Raw genomic sequence first — 20,199 nt, 5'->3', positions numbered from 1 at the left:
GTCACGCGCGGGGTAGAGGTTCACCGGACGACACTGTCATCGGACGATCAGATAACACGTTCTCGCGAGGGCGGTACGCTTGGGGGGACGCGCCGGGCGACCGAGCCCGCACAGAAGGGATGACGACCGTGACCGCAGAGCCGACAGTGACCGGGGACGAGACCCGGGGTCAGCCGGCGGGACAGGCGGCCGGCCCCGCGGCCGGGCAGGGCGTGCGCTCCCGCAGCCAGCACCAGCGGCGCAAGCGTATCGTGCAGGCCGCCGCGGCGCTCGCGTCGCGCGGCGGCATCGAGGCGATGCAGATGCGCACCGTCTCCGAGCGGGCCGGGGTCGCGCTCGGCACGCTGTACCGCTACTTCCCGTCCAAGATGGATCTGGTCGTCGCCGTCGTCAGCGAGGAGATCCTGCTCCTGGAGGGCAGCATCGAGCGCCGCCCGCCCCGCGCCAGCGACGCTCCCGCGCGCGCGGTCGAGGTGCTGATGCGCGCCACCCGCGGGCTGATGCGCGAGCCGGAGCTGGCCGAGGCGCTGATCCGCTCCCTGCTGCTGTCCGACGTCAAGACCGACTTCGGCGAGCGGATGAGCGAGCTGCTGCTGCGCGCCGCGTCCGGCCCGCCGGAGGACATCTCCGCCGAGGACCCGCGCCGCCTCGTGGCGCGCGCGCTGTCCGGCATCTGGACCATGGAGATGATCGAGATGCTGCGCGGCAACGCCACCGCCGACGAGATCCAGTCCCGGCTGGAGATCACCGCCGCGCGCCTGCTCATCGACCCCTGAGCGGTGGTCCGGTTACGGTGTGCCGCGACCCCCTCGCGCACTAGCCTTGGCCCGGACAGGAGCCGGGAAGAAGAAGGTGTGCCAGTGACCGAGCAGGAACCGATCCTCAGCGACGGGGTCATCATCGAGTTCGTCGATGGCAAGGACGTCCCCGTCCAGCACAAGGACTTCGGTGAGCGGGCCGTCGTGATGCGGGACGCCAAGAACCCCGAGGGCCCGATCCTCTACTTCACCGAGGCCGAGTGGGACGCGTTCATCGCGGGCGTCAAGGACGGCGAGTTCGACGACCTGCTGGAAGAGGACCCGACCGAGGCGTCCTGACGCGGAGGCGTCCCCGGCGGGCCGCCGGGGACGCCGTGCCCGCGCGCCGTCACGGGCGGGCGGGCTGCACCACGAGCCGGTCCGGCCGGTAGCCGAGGAAGCGCGAGAGTGAGCCGCGGTCGTCCGATGATCTTCGCGACGGCGCCGCGGGTGTCGATCTGGTCGCGGACGGCGCTGCCGAGCGCCCACAGGGAGCCGCCCGGGTCGTAGGACGAGCAGGCGAGCGCGTAGCCGCGGTCGAGAAGTGCCTTCCCGGCCGCCTCGCTCGGGCGGTCGGCCGGGCTGAGCGACCCGAATCCGTGGCTGAACAGGACGAGCGTGCCGTTCCAGTCGGCCGGGACGTCGGCGATCCAGGTGGCGCCGTCGGGGAGCGTCCCGGTGTAGTGCGCGGGGCCGGCGGACGCGTGGGCGGCGGCCGGTGCGAGGGCGGGGGTGAGGGCCGCGGGCACCGCAAGCACGGCGGCGAGGGCGCCTGTCCGGAGTCGTTTCATGGGGGTTCCTCCTGAGCCGGAGTGCTCAGAACGTAGGCAGATCTCTGGCGGCCGTCAAGACTTTGCCTAACATCAGAACCTGCCCGCTACCGGGTGAGCGCGTCCCAGCGAGCGGTGAGCTCCCGGACCCCGTCCGAGGTCAGGTCGCCGAGCAGGCGGAGGCGCGCCACGCCGCCGTCCGGGTGGATGTCCAGCCGGACGTGCGTGACCTCGGGCGACACCAGGCGGAACCGGTGCCTGGTGTCGGGCAGCAGGTCGGTCCGCGGCAGCAGCGGGCGCCAGGCGTCCAGCGCGGCGGTGCGGGCGTCGAGGCCCTGCACCGCGGCGGCGCCGGGAGCGTTGAACTTCAGGTTCGCGGTGTCGATCTCGGCGAGCCTGATCACGCCGGGCCCCGCGAGCCGGATCACCGCCCAGTCGTGGCCGCCGTCGCGGCGGCGCGCCGTCTCCCAGCCCTCGGCCTGGTTGCGGGCGAGGCCGGGGAACAGCATGTGGTCGGGCGAGGAGTAGAACATGTCGGAGCACTCGATGACGCGGGCGCCGTTCTCCAGCGCCGCGAGGTCGACGGTCAGCCCGCTCAGCAGCCGGGGGTCGGGGACCACGTCGCCGTGCACGCGGAGGCGGGCGATGCCGCCGTCCGGGAACATGTTCAGCCGGACGTGCGTGAACAGCCGCTCCGTCCGCACCGGGAAGGGGTGCGCCGTGTCGCCCTTCAGGGGGCTCTCCGGGACGATCTCCACCCAGTCCGCGCCGGACAGGTCGGCCGGGTAGCCGTTCACGGCGCACCCCTCGACGGACGCGCGCGGCGGGTAGTTGCCGCGGAACCAGGCGGTGTCGATCACGACGCCGCGGACGACGCCGGGCAGCCCCAGCCGGACCAGCGCCCAGTCGTGCCCGCCGGCGCGGCGGCGCGCGGTCTCCCAGCCGTCGTACAGCTGCCCCTTCGGCCCGAAGGTCTCCGGGGTGAACGCCGGCGCCCACGGGTTGATCAGGTTCTCCTTCTCGGCGAAGGACTCGTCGCTCGCCGCGACCACCGACCCGCCGAGGGTGCGGACGGCCAGGTCGGGCAGGGACGCGAAGTCGGTCATGGTCCCTCCCGGCGGAGCAGCCGTCCTCCTCCGCCCGCGGGGCCTCCCCGGAGCCAGGTGGTCTGGACGGCGCCGGTCAGCGTCCGGCCCTCGTACGGGGTGACGGGATGCCGGTGGTGGAGGGCTGCCGGGTCAACGGTGAGAGTCTCGTCGGGGGCGAAGGCGACGAGGTCGGCGTCGTTGCCGACGACGATCCCGCCCTTGCGCGGGACGGCCGCGAGGGCGGCGGGCGCTTCGGACATCCAGCGGACGACCTCGTCCAGGCGGTGCCCGCGCTCGCGCGCCGCCGTCCACACCACGGGCAGCCCGAGCTGGAGGGACGAGACGCCGCCCCACGCGGTCGCGAAGTCGCCGCGCTTCAGCTCGGGGGTGCAGGGCGAGTGGTCGGTGACGACGCACGAGATCAGGCCGTCCGCGAGGCCCTGCCAGAGCAGTTCGCGGTTGGCGGCGCCGCGGATGGGCGGACAGCACTTGAAGGCGGTGCCCACCGCCTCGCCGGCGGTGAGCGTGAGGTAGTGGGGGCAGGTCTCGGCGGTGACGGGCAGGCCGGCGCCTCGGGCCTCGGCGAGGACGTCCAGGCAGCCGGCGGCGGACAGATGCAGGATGTGGGCGCGGACCCCCGTCTCCTCCGCCAGCCGGACGACCCGCTGGACGGCCCGGACCTCGGCGGACGCGGGCCGCGACGCCAGGAACTCCGGGTACCCGCCGCCGGACGGCGGGCTGAGCGCCGCCGGGTCCTCGGCGTGCACGATGACCAGCCCGCCGAACGAGGCGATCTCCCGGAACGCCGCCCGCATCTCCTCGTGTGACAGCGGCGGGAACTCCGGGACGCCCGAGTCGGACGCGAAGCACTTGAACCCGAGGACGCCGAGGTCGTGGAGCGGGCGCAGCTCCGCCAGGTTGCCGGGGACCGCCCCGCCCCAGAACCCGACGTCCACGGCGCACGCCCCCCGCGCGGCCTCGCGCTTGGCCTTGAGCGCGGCCGGGTCGACGGTCGGCGGGAGCGAGTTGAGCGGCATGTCGACGAGCGTGGTGACACCGCCGGCCGCGGCGGCGCGGGTCGCGGTGGCGAACCCTTCCCATTCCGTACGGCCGGGCTCGTTGACGTGGACGTGCGTGTCGACGAGACCGGGCAGCAGCGCGACGTCGCCGAGGTCGACGGACGCGGCGGCCGGCGCGCCCTCCGCGTAGTCCGAGACGGCGGTGATCCGGCCGTCCCGGACGGAGACGGCGGCGGGGCGCTCGCCGTCCGGCAGGACGGCCCGGCGCGACCTGATCAGGAGGTCGTCCACGCGAACTCCTCCGCCGACGGGCCCTGCGGCACGTACTCCAGCGAGATCCGGCCGCCGTATCCGATGTCGTCCAGGACGGCGAAGACGCGGCCGAAGTCGATGGCGCCCGTGCCGGGCCTGCCCCGGCCGGGCGCGTCCGCGATCTGGACGTGCCCGATGTCGGCGGCGTGCGCGCGGGCCGCCGCCTCCAGGTCGTCGCCGTTCGTCGCCAGGTGGAACGTGTCGTACAGGAACCGGACGTTCCGCGCGCCCTCCGCCCGGACGCGTCCCAGCACCGCGGCGACGTCGGCGGCCGTCTCCAGCGGGTAGGCGCCGTTGAGCCCGCGCGCCAGCGGCTCGACCAGCACCGTCCCGCCGATCTCCGCTACGCGCCGGGCGGCGTGGACGAGCCGCTCGGTCGCCACCCGGTCCTGCTCGGCGGGGTCGACGCCGTCCAGCCGCTGCCCGTAGAGGGCGTTGAACGACCGCGCACCGGTCCGCTCGGCGATGCGCAGCAGCACGTCGAGGCCGGCGCGGAACTCCTCGCCGCGGGACGGGTCGGACAGCACTCCCCGCTCCCCCGCCGCCATGTCGCCCGCGTAGAGGTTGAGCGCGACGAGCCGCACCCCGGCGTCCTCGATCGCCGCGCAGAACGCGTCCACGCCGGCTTCGGAGGGCACCGGCTCACCGTTCCACGGCCACCAGAACTCGACCTCCTCGAACCCTGCCGCGCGCGCCGCCGCCGGACGCTCCAGCACCGGCAGCTCCGTGAAAACGATCGAGCAGTTCACCACGAACCGCCGCGCCATGACCGTCACAGGACGATGTGCTCGGGACGGACGGGAACGCGGGTGAGGGCCCGGCCCGTCGCGTCGCGGACGGCGGCGACGATGGCGGGCGTGGACGAGAGGGTCGGCGGCTCGCCCGCGCCGCGCAGCCCGTACGGGGCCTCCGGGTCGGGATACTCCAGGATGTCCAGCCGCATGGGCGGCATGTCGAGGATGGTGGGGATCAGGTAGTCGGTGAACGAGGGGTTCCGGACGAGTCCGTCCGACACGACGATCTCCTCCATCAGGGCGAGGCCGAGTCCCTGCGCGGAGCCGCCGTGGATCTGGCCCTCCAGCGACAGCCGGTTGATGATCTTACCGACGTCCTGGACGGCGGCGAGCTCGACGACCTTGACGAGGCCGAGGTCCACGTCCACGTCGACGACCGCGCGGTGGACGCACAGGGCGAGCTGGGTGTGGCTGCGGCCCTGCCCGGTGAGCGGGTCCATCCGGGCGGTGGGCCGGTGGTGGTACTCGCGGGTCGCCTCGATCACCTCGGAGCCGAGGACGTCCTCGATGGCGCCGAGCACGCCGTCCGCCCGCGAGACGATCTTGCCGCCGGCGACGTCCAGGTCGCCGCGGCCGAGCCGGCGCCCCGCGAGCGCGAGCAGCTCGGCCCGCACCGCCTCGCAGGCCGCCTTGACCGCGCCGCCCGTCATGTAGGACTGGCGGGACGCGCTGGACGAGCCCGCGTCGCCGACCCCGTTGTCCGCCGGGGCGATCGTGACCTTCTGGACGCCCAGCTCCGTCCGCGCGATCTGCGCCTGAATCGTGACGAGGCCCTGCCCCACCTCGGCCGCCGCCGTGTGCACGAGCGCGGTCGCCTCGCCGCCGATGACCTCCAGCCGGACGCGGGCCGTGGACAGGTCGCCGAAGCCCTCGGAGAAGCAGATGTTCTTGATCCCGACGCCGTAGCCGACCCCGCGCGCGACGCCCTCGCCGTGCGTCGTCTGCGACACCCCGCCGGGCAGGTCGCGGAGGTCGGCCCCGTCCGCGGCCGGGGGCAGGGGCATCGCCTCCAGCCGCGCCAGCATCTCGGCGAGCGGCGCCGGCGACTCGATGACCTGGCCGGTCGCGAGCCTCGACCCCTGCGACACCGCGTTGCGGCGCCGGATCTCGACCGGGCCGAGGCCGCAGGCGGCGCCGAGCCTGTCCATCATCGACTCGTAGGCGAAGCACGCCTGGACGGCGCCGAAGCCGCGCATCGCCCCGCAGGGCGGGTTGTTCGTGTAGACGCCGTATCCGTCGATCCTGATGTTGGGGATCTCGTAGGGCCCGACACCGAGCGAGGCGGCGTTGCCGACCACGTTCATGGTGGACGACGTGTACGCGCCGCCGTCCAGGACGATCTCGACGTCCGCGTAGAGGAGGCGGCCGTCGGCCGTGGCGCCGTACTCGTAGCGCATCTGGGCGGGATGCCGGTGGACGTGCCCGAAGAACGACTCGTACCGGTTGTAGGACATCTTCACCGGCCTGCCGGTGTGCAGGGCGAGCATGCCGGCGTGGATCTGCATCGACAGGTCCTCGCGCCCGCCGAACGCGCCGCCGACGCCCGCGAGCGTCATGTGCACCTGGTCTTCGGCGAGGCCCAGGCAGGGCGCGATCTGCTTGACGTCGTTGTGGATCCACTGCGTCGAGACGTAGAGGTCGACGCCGCCGTCCTCGGACGGGATCGCCAGGCCGGATTCGGGGCCGAGGAACGCCTGGTCCTGGATGCCGACCTCGTACTCGCCCGACACGACCACGTCGGCGGCCTCCTTCGCGGCGTCCACGTCGCCGACCCGGACGGGCTGGTGGCGGGTGATGCCGCCGCGGTCCTGGACCTTCAGGCGCTCCGGGTCGGCGATCACGGCGCGCGGATCGGTGATCGGCTCCAGCACCTCGTACTCGACGGCGATCGCCTCCATGGCCCGCCGCGCCGTCTCCGGATGGTCGGCGGCGACCAGCGCGACCGGCTCGCCCTGGTGCCGGACCTGGTCGATCGCGAGGACCGGCTGGTCGTCGGTGTGGTCGATGCCGAACGTCCGGCGGCCCGGCACGTCCTCGTGGGTGAGGACGGCCCGGACGCCGGGCAGCGCGAGCGCGGGCCCGGCGTCGATCGACGCGATCAGCGCCCGGGGGTGCGGGCTGCGCAGCGTCGCGCCCCACAGCATCCCTTCCATCCACAGGTCGGACGCGTAGGCGAACTCGCCCGCGACCTTCAGCGTGCCGTCCGGGCGGAGCGGGCTCTCCCCGACCCCGCCGATCCCCGGGGCGGCCACATGACCGGGACTCCTCACGGGGGACGCCGTGTTCCGCGGCCCGGCGGTACCCGGGGACGCCGCGTTCGACCGGCCGGTCGGTGACCGCATCTAGAGCACCTCCTCCGCGAGCCGCATGAGGCGGCGGTGGGCGCCGGCGCCGCGCCGCCCGGCCTCGTCCTGCGGGACGGTCACGAGGGTGTCGGCGTCCACGACGGTGCGCCCGCCGACGAGGAGGCGGCGCAGCGGCGGCACCGGGCCGAACGCGAACGCGACGACCGGGTCGTCGATCGCGGCCCGGAACCCGTCCACCTCCCAGAGCGCGATGTCGGCGAGCTTGCCGGGTTCGAGGGAGCCGATCTCGTCCTCGCGGCCGAGGCAGCGGGCGCCGCCGAGCGTCGCCATCTCCAGGGCCTGCCGGGCGGTCAGCGCCGCCGGGCCGTAGCGGGCGCGCTGCATGTAGAGGGCCTGCCGCAGCTCCCCGGCGAGCGGGACGAGCTCCGCCGACGCCGGGCCGTCCACGCCGAGCCCGACCGCCGCGCCCGCCTCCAGCAGGTGCGACACGCGGGCGATGCCGGCGCCGAGCCGGGCGTTCGAGCTCGGGCAGTGCGCCGTGCCGGTGCGGGTCTCGGCCAGCCGCTTCACGTCGGTGTCGTGCAGGTGGACGCAGTGGGCGAGCCACACGTCGGGGCCGAGCCAGCCGATCGAGTCCATGTACTCGGCCGGGGTCATGCCGAACTGCTCCCGCGTGTGCTCCTCCTCGTCCAGGGTCTCGGCGAGGTGGGTGTGCAGCCGGACGCCCTTGTCGCGCGCCAGCCGCGCCGACTCGGCCAGCAGCTCGCGGGTGACGGAGAACGGCGAGCAGGGCGCGACGGCGACGCGGAGCATGGAGCCGGGCGACGGGTCGTGGTACCGGTCGATGGCCGCCTCCGTCTCGGCGAGGATCGTGTCGAGGTCCTCGACGACCTCGTCCGGGGGCAGCCCGCCCTGCGACTCGCCGCGGTCCATCGAGCCGCGGCACGGGTGGAAGCGGACGCCGACCTCCCGCGCCGCCTCGATCTCGGCCGCGAACAGGTCGCCGCGCCCGGCCGGGAACAGGTAGTGGTGGTCGGTGGACGTCGTGCAGCCCGACTTGGCGAGCCACGCCAGCCCGGCCGTCGCCGCGCCCGCGACGATCTCGGCGTCCATCGTCGACCAGGGCTTGTAGAGGGTGGACAGCCACTCGAAGAGCGTCCCGTCGGTGACCATGCCCTGGCTCGCCCACTGGTAGAGGTGGTGGTGGGTGTTGACCAGGCCGGGGGTGGCCAGGCAGCCGCCGGCGTCGACGCGCTCCGCGTCGCCGCCCGGAGCCCGGCCGGGGCCGACGGCCGTGATGCGGTCGCCGTCGACCACGATGTGGCCGCCTGGGTACTCGTCCCCGGAGACCGTGACGACGTGCGCGTTCTCGATGATCATTCGGCGGCCTTCCGGCGGGCGGCGAGCCGCACCGCGTCCAGGATCTTCTCGTAGCCGGTGCAGCGGCACAGGTTCCCGGCGAGCGCCTCGCGGATCTCCGCGTCGGTCGGCGCCGGGTTGCGCGCGATCAGGTCGTGCGCCTGGACGACCAGGCCGGGCGTGCAGAACCCGCACTGGACGGCGCCCGTCTCCACGAACGCCTCCTGGACGGGGTCGAGCCGCTCGCCGCCCGGGGATCCCTCCGCCAGGCCCTCGACGGTGACGACGTCCCGGCCCTCGGCCTGGCCCGCCGCGACCAGGCACGCGCACACCGGCAGGCCGTCCAGGTAGACGGTGCAGGAGCCGCATTCGCCCTGCTCGCAGGCGTTCTTCGAGCCGGGGAGGCCCATCCGCTCGCGCAGCATGTAGAGGAGGCTCTCGCCTTCCCACACGTCGTCCACGGCCTCCGCGGCCCCGTTGACGGTGACGTTCACGCGCATCAGGACGCCTCCCTTCCCGGTTTCGCGGCCCTGTAGTCGTCCCATGCCCAGGTGAGCGTGCGGCGCGCCATCACCGCGAGCGCGTGCCGGCGGTAGTCGCCCGTCCCCCGGACGTCGTCGATCGGGGACGCGGCGGCCCGCACCAGCTCCCCGAACCGCCGCTTCGCGGAGTCGGCGAGCGGGCCTCGGCCCTCCCAGTCGAGCTCGCGGGAGATGAACGCCTCGGCCTCGGCGGCGCGCCGCGGCGTCGGCGCGGCGGAGCCGAGGCCCGTGCCGGCGCGGCGCTCCTCCGGGTGGAGGGCCAGCGCGAACGAGCAGACGGCGATCACCATCGCGTTCCTCGTGCCGATCTTGGAGAAGTACTGGGGGCCGGAAGCGGGTGCCGTCCAGAACGCGCGGATCAACTCGTCCGGCTCCAGCGCGTTCCGCTTCACCCCGGTGAAGAAGCGGTCGGCCGGGATCATCCGGACGCCGCGCGCCGCCGACTCGGCCTCGACGACCGCGCCCCCGGCCAGCAGCGGCGGGTGCGCGTCCCCGGCGGGCGACGCGGCGCCGAGGTTGCCGCCGACGGTGCCCCGGTTGCGGATCTGCGGCGACCCGACCGTCCGCGACGCCTGCGCGAGGCCGGGCAGGCGCCCGCCCAGCTCCGTGATCAGCCGCGCGTAGGGGACGCCGGCGCCGACGCGGAGCCGCCCGTCCGCCGTGTCCCATTCCGCCAGGGCCTGGACCCGGGTCAGGTCGAGCAGCGCCTCGGGCCGGTCCGCGTCGAAGTTGATCTCGACCATGACGTCGGTGCCGCCGTGCACGGGCCGCGCGCCCGGCCGCCCGGCCTTGGCGGCGAGCGCGTCCTCCCAGGTCACCGGTCGCAGGAAGTCCATATCTCAGTATTCCTCCACGTGCGGCGGACCCTCAGTTCCAGGCGGACGGGGCGGCGGGCGCACCGTCGTCGAGGACCGTGCCCTCGATCAGCCCGTACGGCCGGTCCGCCGCGAAGTAGACCTCGTTGTCGTTCTTCATGCCGAACGGCTCCAGATCGACCAGGAAGTGGTGCTTGTTGGGCATCGACAGCCTCACCTCGCAGATCCCGTCCTGCTCCGCCAGGACGCGGCGGCCCATCTGGTAGAGCGTCTGCTGGAGCGACAGGCTGTGCGTCCCGGCGAACGCCGCGAGCAGGGCGTCGCGGGCGGCGCGGTACGAGGCGTCCCACGCCGCGTCCGTGCCCCGGTGGCGCCACCGCGCGGTCACGGCCGTCGCGAGGACGCGGTCGTCGGTCGGCTCCAGCGTCGTGTACTCGTCCCGCGCGAACCCGTGGAACTCGCTGCCGGTCGAGTTGAGGACGACGAGGTCGGTGAGGCCCGACACCACCGTCTCGGCGCCGCCGCCGCTGTGCACCAGCGCGGTCCTGACCTCCCCGCCGTCCCGGACGAACGAGTGCCCGCCCGCGATCCGGTTCCAGCCGTACTCGTGGATTTCCACCCGGGCGTGGCCGACCGCAGGCCGCGACTCCACGAAGTGGCGCGCGAGCAGCAGGCCGAAGTCCTCGATCGCGCCGATGCCGTGCCTCTTGGCGAACGCGAACACGGTGTTCTTCTGGCTGTCGGTCGGCAGGACGGCCGCGTTGTCGCCGGTCAGATGGACGTCCTCCATCGCGCCGGACAGGGAGACGCTGACGTTGACGTCCTTGAGCCGGTGCGTGGCGCCGTCGCGGGTGACGCGGACGACGCGGGTCTCCGCCTTCCCGTAGCGGTTGGGTCCGAGCACGATGGCCATCGCCGCTAGCTCCCCCTGTAGGTCGAGTACGCGAACGGGCTGATCAGCAGCGGGACGTGGTAGTGCCGTCCGGGATCGTCGATCATGAACGCCACCGTGACCTCGGGGTAGAAGTCGGAGAGGCCCTCGGTGTCGAACGTGAGCCGGTGGACGCCCCGCCCGGGGCCCGCGCCCCACTCCCTGATCCGGCCGTCGGCGTCGGTGACGGCCTCGGCCAGCGTCGTCCAGCCGTTCCCGTCCCGCCGGTCGAGCCGGTCGAGCCGGACGGCCACTCCCGCCGCCGGCAGCCCCTTCGCCGCGTCCAGCACGTGCGTCGACAGGCTCATGCGCCCTCCTCCGCCAGCTTGGCCAGCCGCAGGTCGACGATCTCGGCCAGTTCCCTCCGGACGACCTGCCGTTCGGTCTCGGCGTCGTTCCCCAGCCGCCGCCGGAGATCCGCGAGCATCTCCAGTGCCGACCTGCCCGACGCGCGGATCAGGAACACATGCCCGAAACGCTCCTCGTAAGCCCGGTTCCCCTCGACGAGCGCGTCCCGCAGCCCCGTCGCGGCGCCGTCCATCCCGGACTGCTCGCCCCGCGACCAGCCGGCCTCCCGCGCCCCGCCGCCCACCCGGTCCCCGATGCGGGGATGCGCCGCGAGCGCCTCCTCGACGTCGGCCCACTCCAGCTCGTCCAGCGCCCGCCGCGAGGCCGCGCGCAGCGCGTCGAGGTCCCGGTGCCCGGCGACCGCCGCGACCCACCGGCGGGACGCGCAGCACGCCCTCAGGTCCGCCTCGCTCAGCTCCACGCTGCCAGTACACACAGCCGCCGGCGGGCGGGTCGAGGCACAGGACGTCCGAACCGCACGCCGCGTCCCGCACGTCCTTTTGTAGGTTTCTCCTATGAGGTTGCGTTCCCTGCTCGCCATGCCGGAGCTGCGGCTGGAGGTCGTCACCGGGGCGGACGAGCTGGACCGCGTCATCCGGTGGGTGGTCACCACCGACCTCCTGGACCCCGGCCGCTACCTGCGCGGGCGGGAGCTCGTCCTCACCGGGCTCGTCTGGCGGACGGGCCCCGCCGACTCCGAGACGTTCGTGCGGGCCCTCACCGAGGCGGGCGTGTCGGGGCTCGCCGCGTGGGACCTCGCGCTCGGCGCCATCCCGGACGACCTGGTCGACGCCTGCCGGCGGCACCGGCTCCCGCTGTTCAAGGTCCCCGAGGACGTGGCGTTCGCGACCGTCACCGAGGAGGTCGTCCGGAACCTGTCCGGGGCCCGCGCCGCCGACCTCGCCGCCGTCCTGGACCGGCACCGCCGCCTCGTCGAGGGCACCGGGCTCGGCGCCGTCGTCGATCTGGTCGGCCGCTGCCACGTCCTCACCCCGACCGGCCGCGTCGTCGCGGGCCCGGTCCCGCCCGACCCGGCGGGCCTCGCCCGCGCCTTCCTCACCGCGCCGCGGCTGCCGCACCACGTCCCCGCGCTCGGCGCGACCCTGTTCGCGGTCGCCGGCGGCGGCACGCCCCGCGTCGCGGACTGGTTCATCGCCTTCGAGGGCGACGCCGCCGACTGGCCGGCCGAGCGCCGCGCCCTCACCGCCGAACTCGCCGCGATCGTCGCCCTCGAACGGGCCCGGTCGGACACGCCCGCCGACGGGGAGCTGGTCGCCGCCGTCGCGGCCGGGGACGTCTCCCGGCTTCCCGGCGTCCGGCATGTGGCGGTCGCCGCGTCCGGCCGGGGCGGGCTGCGCCCGGCCGAGCTGCGCGCCGTCCTCGCCGAGGTCCTCGGCGAGGCCCGCGGCGAGGCGCACCCGGCGGTCGGGGTGCTGGACGGCGAAACCGTCGCGCTCGTCCCCGAGCCGGACCGGGACGTCGCCGCACTGCTCCAGGACGCGCTCGACTTCCTGGCCCCCGGCCTCGCCGGCGCGGGCATCGCGGCCGGCGTCAGCGGCGCCGCCCCGCCGTCCGGCCTGCGCGCCGCCGTCGAGGAGGCCCGGCACGCGTGCCGGCTCGCCGCCGCCCGCCCCGCACCGGCCTGCGTCGTCCGGCACGACGAGCTGGCCACACACGTCCTGCTGCTGGCCGCCGTGCCGGACGACGTCCGCCGGATGTTCCGGGAGCGCCTCCTGGACCCGCTGCGCGACTACGACCGGACGCACGGCGCCGACCTCGTCCGCACCCTGGAGACCTTCCTCCGGCACTCGGGCTCCTGGACGCGCTGCGCGGAGCAGCTCCACCTGCACGTGAACTCCGTCCGCTACCGGATCCAGCGCATCGAGGACCTGACCGGCCGCGACCTCTCCCGGCTGGAGGACCGGGTCGACTTCTTCCTGGCCCTCCGCCTGGCCTCCTCCTGATCGAGGCGCGCCCGATCAGGACCGCCTGGTCAGGACGTGTGGCGGAGCAGGGCCGGGACGAACGCGTCCCAGGTCCGGCGGGGAAGCCCGCTGCCGGTGCGGGGCAGGACCAGCAGCTCGGCGCCCGGGATCTCGGCGGCCAGCGCGCGGCCGTTGCCGGGCGGGAAGAAGGGATCGTCCTCGCCGTGGACGACGAGGGTCGGCGCGGTGATCTCCGGGAGGCGCTCGCGCCAGCGGGCGCCGCAGTCCAGGGCGGCGAACACGGTGCCCATCTGGTCGGCGCGGTGGGCCGCGCCGGTCCCGCCGTCCGGCCGCGTCCGGTCGTGGACGCGCTCGATGCCCGCGCGCGCCTCGTCCTCGTCGAAGTCGCGGCCGCCCGTGCGCCGGGCGTTCTCGACCTGGAACGCGACGATGGACGCGCGGTCGGTCCAGTCGACCTGCGGCAGGCTCATGTAATGCTCCATGAGCTCGGGCGCGTGGTCGGGCAGGTCCGGGTCCGCCGGGCCGGGCGCGGTGGGACGGGTGCCGACCAGCGTGAGGGTGAGGACGCGTTCCGGATGGTCCAGCGCCAGGAGCTGCGCGATCCACCCTCCGGGGCCGGCGCCGGCGACGTGCGCCCGTTCCAGGCCGAGCGCGTCGAGCAGGCCCGCGGCGTCCGCGACCAGGTCCCGGAGGGTGTAGGCGGGCGACTCGGGGTCGGCGGCCGTCGACCGCCCGGTGTCGCGCAGGTCGTAGCGGACGACGAAGCGCCGCAGCGCCGCCAGCCGCTCGCACAGGGCGTCGGGCCAGGTGAGCATCGTGTTGCCGATCAGCAGCACCGGGGCGTCGTCCGCGCCGCCGAAGGTCTCCGTGCAGAGTTCGACGCCGTTGACGCTGATGAGCTTCTCCATGCCCGTGCAGACCCGCGCGGGCCCCGGAACTCATCGCCCCGCCCGGCCGGATCTACGCGGACCGCTCCGGGGCGATGCCCTTCAGCGCCTCGGTGATCTGCGCCTCGACGGCGGGCTTGCCGATGCCCAGGTCCGAGAGGAGCCCGGCGCCGTTCTCGTGTTCGAGGAGGGCGAGCAGGATGTGCTCGGTGCCGATGTAGTTGTGGCCGAGCCGGAGGGCCTCGCGGAAGGTCAGTTCGAGGGACTTCTTGGCGTCCTGGTCGAAGGGGATGAGCGCCGGGATCTCGTCGGCCTCCGGCGGCAGCGCGGCGGTGGCGGCCTGGCGGACGGTGTCCAGCAGGACGTCCTGCGCCGTGATGGCCTTGGCGGCGAGCGCCTCGGGTTCGGAGAGCAGGCCGAGGACGAGGTGAGCGGTGGTGATCTCGGGGCTGCCGGCGGCGCGGGCCTCGTTCTGCGACGCGATGACGACGTTGCGGGCGCGGACGGTGTACCGGGAGAAGCCCTCGGACAGGTCGAGGTCGGGGGACGCGCCCTTGGCGACGAAGCGCTTCTGCGCGGCCTGCTTGCTGACGCCCATGCTCCTGCCGATGTCGGTCCAGGACGCGCCGGAGCGGCGGGCCTGGTCGACGAAGTGGCCGATGAGGTGGTCGGCGACCTCGCCGAGGTGCTCGGCGGCGAGGACGGCGCTGGTGAGCTGTTCGAGCGCGTCGGGGTGGACCTTCTTGATCGCGCTGATCAGGTCGTCCAGCCGGACCTGGACGTTGGACTGCGTGGGTTGTGCGGGTTGTGCGGGTTGCGTGGGATGCGTTGAATCGGTCATGCGTCAACCATAGGTTGACGATCCCCCCAGCGTCAACCTTCGGTTGACGATCACCAGCCGGCGGCGCCGGCGAAGCACGTGGGGCGCGGGTCGTAGCCGAGGACCTCCCTGGCGGCGGTGATGTCGAGGGTGCGCTCCAGGGCCAGATGGCTGATCGCGTAGCGGGTGACGCGCGGCGGCTCCGGGCGGCGGGCGAGGAGGAACGCGCCCTCGGCGACGGTCGCCAGCGGACGGGCGACGCCGGCGGGGACGTAGACCGGCCGCGCCCTGACGCCGCGTTCCCGGAGGATCTCGCGGAACGCCTCGTCGATCGTGACCGGCGCCGCGTCGGCGACGTTGAACACGCCCGAGGCCACCGGGCCCGTCGCGGCCAGCACGCAGGCCCGGACCAGGTTGCCGATCGACGTCAGGCTGACGCGCTGGCGCCCGGTGCCCACGGCGGGCAGGAGCGGGCCGCGCACCGCCGACAGGACGCGCGGCAGCAGCGTCGTGTCGCCGGGGCCGTAGACCGCGTGGGGGCGCAGGACGACCGCGCCGCGCTCCCGCGCGAGGCGTTCGGCCGCGGCCTTCGAGGCGCCGTAGGCGTTCATGTAGCGGGCCACCGGCGCCTCCTCCTCGCGCACCATGACGCTGGGGCCGAACGGGTCGTACACGCTGGCCGTGCTGACGTGCACGAACCGCGCGCCGGGGAAGGACGCGAGCGCGTTGCGGGTGCCGGTGAGGTTGGCCGCGAAGAGGGCCGGGGCGGGTCCCCAGTCGGTGACGCTGCCCGCGCAGTGCACGACCGCGTCCACGGGCGGCGGGTCCGCGAGCCGGCCGCGGGCGAGGTCCCAGGAGCGGTAGGGCGCGCCGCCCACGTGGGACGCGGGGACGGACGGCCGGCGCCCGAACGCGTGCGTCGTGACGCCCTCGGCCGCCAGCGCCCGGCACACCGCGCCGCCGACGAATCCGGACGCCCCGGTCACCGCGATCCTCATCGCGTCACCCCTCCTTGCACCACTAGGGCGCGGAGCCGGTCGCGGTCCAGTTTGCGGGTCCGGCCGGAGCGCGGCAGCTCGTCCAGGACGACGATGCGGTCCGGCAGGGCGTCGTGGTCGATGACGTCCGGAAGCGTTCGCCGGAGCCCGGCCTCCAGGTGGGGCGGGCCCACGACGGCCAGGACGACCTCCTCGTCACCCGTCCTCGGGTCCGGGACGCCCACGATGGCGGCCTCCGCCACGTCGGGGAGCGCCGCGATCGACGGTTCGTACAGGCCGGGATAGAGGTTGAACTTGCCTCGGATCAGCATGTCCTTCTTGCGCCCCATGAGGACGATGCGTCCGTCGTCCATGCGGGCGAGATCGCCTGTCGGGAGTTCGGAGACGGGGTCGGCGCCCAGGTAACCGCGGCACAGGTTCGGGCCGGACAGCAGGAGTTCGCCGTCTTCCGCCAGGCGCGTCCCCACACCGGGCAGCGGCGCGCCCAGCAGGTCCCCCGATCCCGAGCCCGCGTGGGCGAGCTTCTCCTCGGCCGAGGCGATCGCCACCGGCAGGATCTCCGTCATCGCGTACACGGACAGGACCTCGGCGGACGGCGCCGCCGCGACCGCCCTCCGCAGGATCGGCGCGGGCGCGGGCGCGGCGCCGAGCAGGACGTACCGGACGGCAGGCGGCAGTTCCGGGGCGGCGTCCAGGATCTCGGCCAGGTGGACGGGGACGCAGAACGTGTGCGTGGCGCCGCGCCCGCGCATCAGCCGGGCGAAGTCGGCGGGCGCGCAGAACAGCGGCGGCATCGACCAGCGGGCGCCCGCGATCAGCGTCGGCAGGCCGAGCATGAGCTGGTCGGTGTGCACGACGTCGCCGGGGCCGAGCGGCAGCCGGGACCGGAACAGCTCGAGCGCGGCGGCGAGGGAGCCCTGCGTGTGCACGACCGCGCGCGGGTTCGCGGTCGTGCCCGAGGTGAAGATCACGGCGGCGGGCGCGTCGGGGCCGGTGTCCCGCTCGGGCTCGGGGGCGTCCCCGCGGACCAGGCGCGCGAACGGCAGCGCGCCGCGCGGCACGCCCGGCAGCCGCCGCCCGACGTGGACGTGCCGCATCGGGCCCTCGCCCGGGATCTGGAGGCCCGCGAGGTTCGGCAGCAGCAGCCCGCGGCGCCGCGCGTAGGCCCGGACGGGCCGCAGCCGGCTGCCCGCGTACAGCACCGATTCGGCCGCCGACCAGCGCGGGCGCGCCAGCCGCAGCCGCGCGGTGAACATCTCGGGCCCGGCCCCCGGGTCGGCGAACACGACCACTCCCCCGGCCGCGACCACGCCCAGCGCGAGGACGAGCGACTCCGGCGACGGCCGCACCGAGAACAGCACCCCGTCGCCCGGCGCGAGCCCCTCCGACAGCAGCCCGTGCCGGACGGCGAGGACCTGCCTCCGCAGCTCGCCGTAGGTCAGTTCCGCGCCGTCCCCCGCGACCAGGGCGACCGCGCCCGGCGTCCGGGCCGCCTGGTCGAGCAGCCTGCGAACCAGCGTCACGCCGCCGCCTCCGATCGGACGGCCAGGTGGCGGTAGGTCGGGATCAGCACGTTCCGGGCGGCCGCCCGGCGGGTGATCACGAGGGGGGCGGCGGCCAGCAGCGTCCGGGCCACCAGGCGGATCTGGGCCATGGCGAGGGGGTATCCGATGCAGAAGTGCGGTCCGGCGCCGAACCACAGGCGGCGCAGCTCGGGCGGGTGCGGGCGGTCGAGGTCGAACGGCCCGTAGGCGCGGCAGCAGTTGTGCGTGGCGATGAGGACCCGGTCGCCGGGCCGGATCGCGACGCCCCCGACCCGCGCGGGGCGGTGCACGCTGCGCAGCATCACCGGCGTCGGCGTCGTCACCCGCATCGCCTCCTCGACGGCCCGGTCGAGCAGCGCGGGATCGTCCGCGACGCGCGCCGCCTGCCCGTGGTCGGCGAGCACGGCGATGAGCCGCGGCAGCAGCGTCGCGACGGTCTCGGTGCCGGTGAGGAAGAACGCCCCGGCCGCGCCGCGCGCCTCGTCCTCGGACAGGCCGAGGGCCCGCATGCGCCCCATGACCGTCGACTCGTCCCCGGCCAGGTACGCCTTCGCGGCGGTGTCGCCGAGGGGGTCGAGCACGGCGCGGGCGCGCCGCACCTGGGCCGGGGACAGCCGGCGGGTCCGCAGCGACACCATCGCGACGATCCGCTCGCCCTGCTCGAACAGGTCCCGGTAGGCGGCCTCGGTGCCGCCCTCCAGGCCGATGACCTCGCCGATCACCGTGCCGGCCATGACGCGGGCGGCGTCCACCACGTCGAGGGTCGCGCCGCGCCCGAGGCGGTCGCCGAGCCGTTCCAGGGGTTCGGCCAGGACGCGCGCGCACAGCGCCTCGGTGTAGGACGGGACGAACAGGTCGGTGAGGCGGCGGCGGAGTGCCCGGTGCGCCTCGCCCTCCATGTTGAGCAGGACGGACGGGCCCAGCACGGGCGTCCACAGCTCGCCGGGCGAACCGGGGCCGTCCTTGCGGAACGTGTCGCCGTCCATCAGGACCTCGCGCGCCCGCGCGGCGTCGTTCACGACGACGCCGACGCCGGGGACGCGGACGACCGGGCCGCGCCGCGCCGCCGCGCGCAGCAGCGGGTACGCGAACGGGTGCGCGGCCAGGTAGAGCCGCTCCTCCCAGGTCACCGGATGTCCACGACGTCGGGGCGGTAGCGGTGGTCGGCGTACCAGCCGAGCGTCCTGACCAGGCCGAACGCGCGCAGCCTGCGCACCGACCCGTACACGGTCACGTCCTTGCGAAGGCCGTAGGCGTCGGTGAGGCGGCGGACGCGGTTGACGAGCGCGCGGTCCTCGTGGACGTCCTCGATGCGGGTGCGCGGGAAGCCGCCCGACCGCTCGTACAGGTCCGCGGTGATGGCGACGTTGCAGCCCGGCATCATCACGTAGGGGCCGAGGTAGAACGGGTCCTGGTTGCCGGGGCGGAAGCGCCCGAAGAGCGCGGCGACGTCGATGACGGCGGGCAGCAGCCGCCGCTCCCAGAACTTCAGCGGGAACTCGTCGGTGCGGGGCAGCAGCGGCCCGGACACCATCTCCAGCCCGTCGCCGAACGCGCGCTTCACCGCCGCGACCCAGCCGCGGTGCGGGAGGCAGTCGGCGTCGGTGCGGGCGACGTGCGTGGCGCCGGCCCCGATCGCGTGCCGGACGCCGGTGTCGGCGGCGGCGCCCGTCCCCTTCTCCGGTTCGTGGACGATCCGGACGTCGAACGCCGGGCGCCCGGCGGCGAACTCCTTGACGACCTGCGCCGTCCCGTCCGTGCTGCCGTTGTCGACGACGACCAGCGAGAACCCGGTGTCGGTCTGCTCGGCGAGGCGGCGCAGCGTCGCGCCGATCGAGCGCTCCTCGTCGAAGGCGGGGACGACGACCCACAGCCGCATCCCGGCTCGGCCCGGCATGTCAGAGCTCCGCGAACATGACGCCGAGGCTGACGCCGCCGGCGAGGCCGATCAGCGCGATCCGGTCGCCGGGGCCGCAGCGCCCGGCGGCGCGGGCGGTCGCGATCTGCAGCGGCAGGCCCGCGGACGCCACGTTGCCGTGCTCGGGCAGCGTCACGACGAGCCGGTCCGCCGGGATGCCGAGGATCGAGCGCAGCACCTCCAGATACGGCAGCGTCACCTGGTGGACGGCGACGACCGCGAAGTCGTCCCAGGTCAGCCCGGTCTTCTCCAGGGCCGTCGTGAAGATCTCCGGGCCGCTCGCGACGAAGGCGTCCTTGAGCCGCCGCCCGTCCCCGCTGAAGTAGGTGAAGTCGGGGTCGCGGGGGTGCATCGAGCCGCCGGCGGGCAGCGTCCCGACCCGCCAGGCGCTGGAGACGGCGGCGAAGTCGCGGTAGAAGATCCCGCCGTCCGGGGCGGCCTCGACGAGCATCGCGGCGCCGCCGTCGGAGAGGGTGTAGCCGGCGAACGCGTCCACGAACTGGGCGCGGTCGCGGACGTTCCAGCGGATCGCGCGGGACGGGCTCTCGCCGGTGCAGACGAGCACGCGCTCGTGCTGCCCGGTGCGGATCAGCGCGTCCGCCGTCTGCAGGCCGTTGAGGAAGCTGTTGCAGGCGTTCTTCACGTCGAAGACCGGGCAGGTCGCACCGAGCTTGGCGGCCACGATGTGCGCGGTGGCGGGCTCGATGAGGTCCTGCGACGCCGAGCCGAAGATCAGCAGGTCGAGGCCCGCCGGCTCGGCGGCGCGCTCGGCGAGGACGCGGCGGGCGGCGGCGACGGCCAGGTCGGACGCCTGCTCGTCGTCGCGCATGACGTGCCGGGCGCGGATGCCGGTCATCCGCTCGACGATCGTGGGATGCGGCCGGTACCCCGCGCTCTCGGCCGCGACGCGGGCCTCGACCTCGGCGCTGGTGACCGTCCGCTCGGGCAGGTGCGCCGCGACGGCGGCGATGCGGGCTCTCATGGGCTGGGGCTCCCCCGGTTCCT

Annotated in this window: 21 protein-coding genes; 3 read left to right on the top strand and 18 right to left on the bottom strand. The window is 74.8% G+C overall.

Features of this window, described 5'->3' with window-relative positions:
- Window positions 1–119: 119 nt before the first annotated feature.
- Both SM611_RS18735 and SM611_RS18730 read left to right on the top strand, forming a co-directional pair.
- The gene (locus SM611_RS18735) at window positions 120–776 is read left to right on the top strand and encodes a TetR family transcriptional regulator (RefSeq protein ID WP_371950959.1); all 657 of its coding nucleotides are present in this window, start codon (window positions 120–122) and stop codon (window positions 774–776) included.
- Between the two features lie 84 nt (window positions 777–860).
- Window positions 861–1,097 (top strand): DUF397 domain-containing protein, encoded by a 237-nt coding sequence (locus SM611_RS18730; protein WP_371950958.1) that lies wholly within the window; start codon window positions 861–863, stop codon window positions 1,095–1,097.
- Here SM611_RS18730 and SM611_RS18725 read toward each other — a convergent pair.
- From SM611_RS18725 to uraD, 11 genes are all read right to left on the bottom strand, one after another.
- The gene (locus SM611_RS18725; RefSeq protein ID WP_371950956.1) at window positions 1,001–1,588 is read right to left on the bottom strand and encodes a hypothetical protein; all 588 of its coding nucleotides are present in this window, start codon (window positions 1,586–1,588) and stop codon (window positions 1,001–1,003) included. The two genes, SM611_RS18730 and SM611_RS18725, sit on opposite strands and share 97 nt — an antisense overlap.
- A gap of 86 nt (window positions 1,589–1,674) precedes the next feature.
- Window positions 1,675–2,673, bottom strand: coding sequence for an allantoicase (gene alc / locus SM611_RS18720; protein WP_371950954.1), 999 nt, complete (start codon window positions 2,671–2,673; stop codon window positions 1,675–1,677).
- Window positions 2,670–3,965, bottom strand: a complete 1,296-nt coding sequence (gene allB, locus SM611_RS18715) for an allantoinase AllB (protein WP_371950952.1) — start codon at window positions 3,963–3,965, stop codon at window positions 2,670–2,672. Before allB ends, alc begins: the two co-directional genes overlap by 4 nt.
- Window positions 3,950–4,753 (bottom strand): hydroxypyruvate isomerase family protein, encoded by an 804-nt coding sequence (locus SM611_RS18710; RefSeq protein WP_371950950.1) that lies wholly within the window; start codon window positions 4,751–4,753, stop codon window positions 3,950–3,952. Before SM611_RS18710 ends, allB begins: the two co-directional genes overlap by 16 nt.
- Window positions 4,754–4,758: 5 nt before the next feature.
- Window positions 4,759–7,122 (bottom strand): xanthine dehydrogenase subunit D, encoded by a 2,364-nt coding sequence (gene pucD, locus SM611_RS18705; protein ID WP_371950948.1) that lies wholly within the window; start codon window positions 7,120–7,122, stop codon window positions 4,759–4,761.
- On the bottom strand, window positions 7,123–8,466 hold the full coding sequence (locus SM611_RS18700; protein ID WP_371950947.1) for an 8-oxoguanine deaminase: 1,344 nt from the start codon (window positions 8,464–8,466) through the stop codon (window positions 7,123–7,125).
- Window positions 8,463–8,945 (bottom strand): (2Fe-2S)-binding protein, encoded by a 483-nt coding sequence (locus SM611_RS18695; RefSeq protein WP_371950946.1) that lies wholly within the window; start codon window positions 8,943–8,945, stop codon window positions 8,463–8,465. Before SM611_RS18695 ends, SM611_RS18700 begins: the two co-directional genes overlap by 4 nt.
- Window positions 8,945–9,823, bottom strand: coding sequence for an FAD binding domain-containing protein (locus tag SM611_RS18690; protein WP_371950944.1), 879 nt, complete (start codon window positions 9,821–9,823; stop codon window positions 8,945–8,947). Before SM611_RS18690 ends, SM611_RS18695 begins: the two co-directional genes overlap by 1 nt.
- A gap of 31 nt (window positions 9,824–9,854) precedes the next feature.
- Window positions 9,855–10,715 (bottom strand): factor-independent urate hydroxylase, encoded by an 861-nt coding sequence (pucL, locus tag SM611_RS18685; RefSeq protein WP_371950943.1) that lies wholly within the window; start codon window positions 10,713–10,715, stop codon window positions 9,855–9,857.
- 5 nt (window positions 10,716–10,720) lie between these two features.
- On the bottom strand, window positions 10,721–11,041 hold the full coding sequence (gene uraH / locus SM611_RS18680; protein WP_371950942.1) for a hydroxyisourate hydrolase: 321 nt from the start codon (window positions 11,039–11,041) through the stop codon (window positions 10,721–10,723).
- Window positions 11,038–11,502 (bottom strand): 2-oxo-4-hydroxy-4-carboxy-5-ureidoimidazoline decarboxylase, encoded by a 465-nt coding sequence (gene uraD / locus SM611_RS18675; RefSeq protein WP_371950941.1) that lies wholly within the window; start codon window positions 11,500–11,502, stop codon window positions 11,038–11,040. Before uraD ends, uraH begins: the two co-directional genes overlap by 4 nt.
- 94 nt (window positions 11,503–11,596) lie before the next feature.
- On the opposite strand from uraD, the gene SM611_RS18670 reads away from it, so the two are divergent.
- Window positions 11,597–13,045, top strand: a complete 1,449-nt coding sequence (locus SM611_RS18670) for a PucR family transcriptional regulator (RefSeq protein WP_371950939.1) — start codon at window positions 11,597–11,599, stop codon at window positions 13,043–13,045.
- Between the two features lie 29 nt (window positions 13,046–13,074).
- On the opposite strand, the gene SM611_RS18665 is transcribed toward SM611_RS18670, so the two are convergent.
- From SM611_RS18665 to SM611_RS18635, 7 genes are read right to left on the bottom strand one after another with little or no spacing between them, the layout of a single operon-like run.
- Window positions 13,075–13,935, bottom strand: coding sequence for an alpha/beta fold hydrolase (locus SM611_RS18665; protein WP_371950938.1), 861 nt, complete (start codon window positions 13,933–13,935; stop codon window positions 13,075–13,077).
- Between the two features lie 52 nt (window positions 13,936–13,987).
- Window positions 13,988–14,755 carry a Clp protease N-terminal domain-containing protein gene (locus SM611_RS18660; protein WP_371950937.1) on the bottom strand — a complete coding sequence of 256 codons (768 nt, stop codon included), beginning with the start codon at window positions 14,753–14,755 and terminating at the stop codon, window positions 13,988–13,990.
- A gap of 50 nt (window positions 14,756–14,805) precedes the next feature.
- Window positions 14,806–15,732: an NAD-dependent epimerase/dehydratase family protein gene (locus SM611_RS18655; protein ID WP_371950936.1), complete on the bottom strand. Its 927-nt coding sequence runs from the start codon at window positions 15,730–15,732 to the stop codon at window positions 14,806–14,808.
- On the bottom strand, window positions 15,729–17,255 hold the full coding sequence (locus SM611_RS18650) for a class I adenylate-forming enzyme family protein (RefSeq protein ID WP_371950934.1): 1,527 nt from the start codon (window positions 17,253–17,255) through the stop codon (window positions 15,729–15,731). Before SM611_RS18650 ends, SM611_RS18655 begins: the two co-directional genes overlap by 4 nt.
- Entirely contained in the window at window positions 17,252–18,406 is a 1,155-nt protein-coding gene (locus SM611_RS18645; protein WP_371950933.1) for a cytochrome P450, read from the bottom strand. The genes SM611_RS18650 and SM611_RS18645 overlap by 4 nt, the downstream gene beginning before the upstream one ends.
- Window positions 18,403–19,173, bottom strand: coding sequence for a glycosyltransferase family 2 protein (locus SM611_RS18640; RefSeq protein ID WP_371950932.1), 771 nt, complete (start codon window positions 19,171–19,173; stop codon window positions 18,403–18,405). The genes SM611_RS18645 and SM611_RS18640 overlap by 4 nt, the downstream gene beginning before the upstream one ends.
- A 1-nt stretch (window position 19,174) precedes the next feature.
- Window positions 19,175–20,176 (bottom strand): 3-oxoacyl-ACP synthase III family protein, encoded by a 1,002-nt coding sequence (locus SM611_RS18635; RefSeq protein WP_371950930.1) that lies wholly within the window; start codon window positions 20,174–20,176, stop codon window positions 19,175–19,177.
- Window positions 20,177–20,199 lie beyond the last annotated feature (23 nt).

Origin of the sequence: Actinomadura monticuli (genome assembly GCF_041463655.1) — a bacterium.
GTDB classification, from domain to species: Bacteria; Actinomycetota; Actinomycetes; order Streptosporangiales; family Streptosporangiaceae; genus Spirillospora; species Spirillospora monticuli.
Note: the sequence above shows the minus strand (reverse complement) of the source record. Positions and strands in the feature narration are given on the sequence as shown.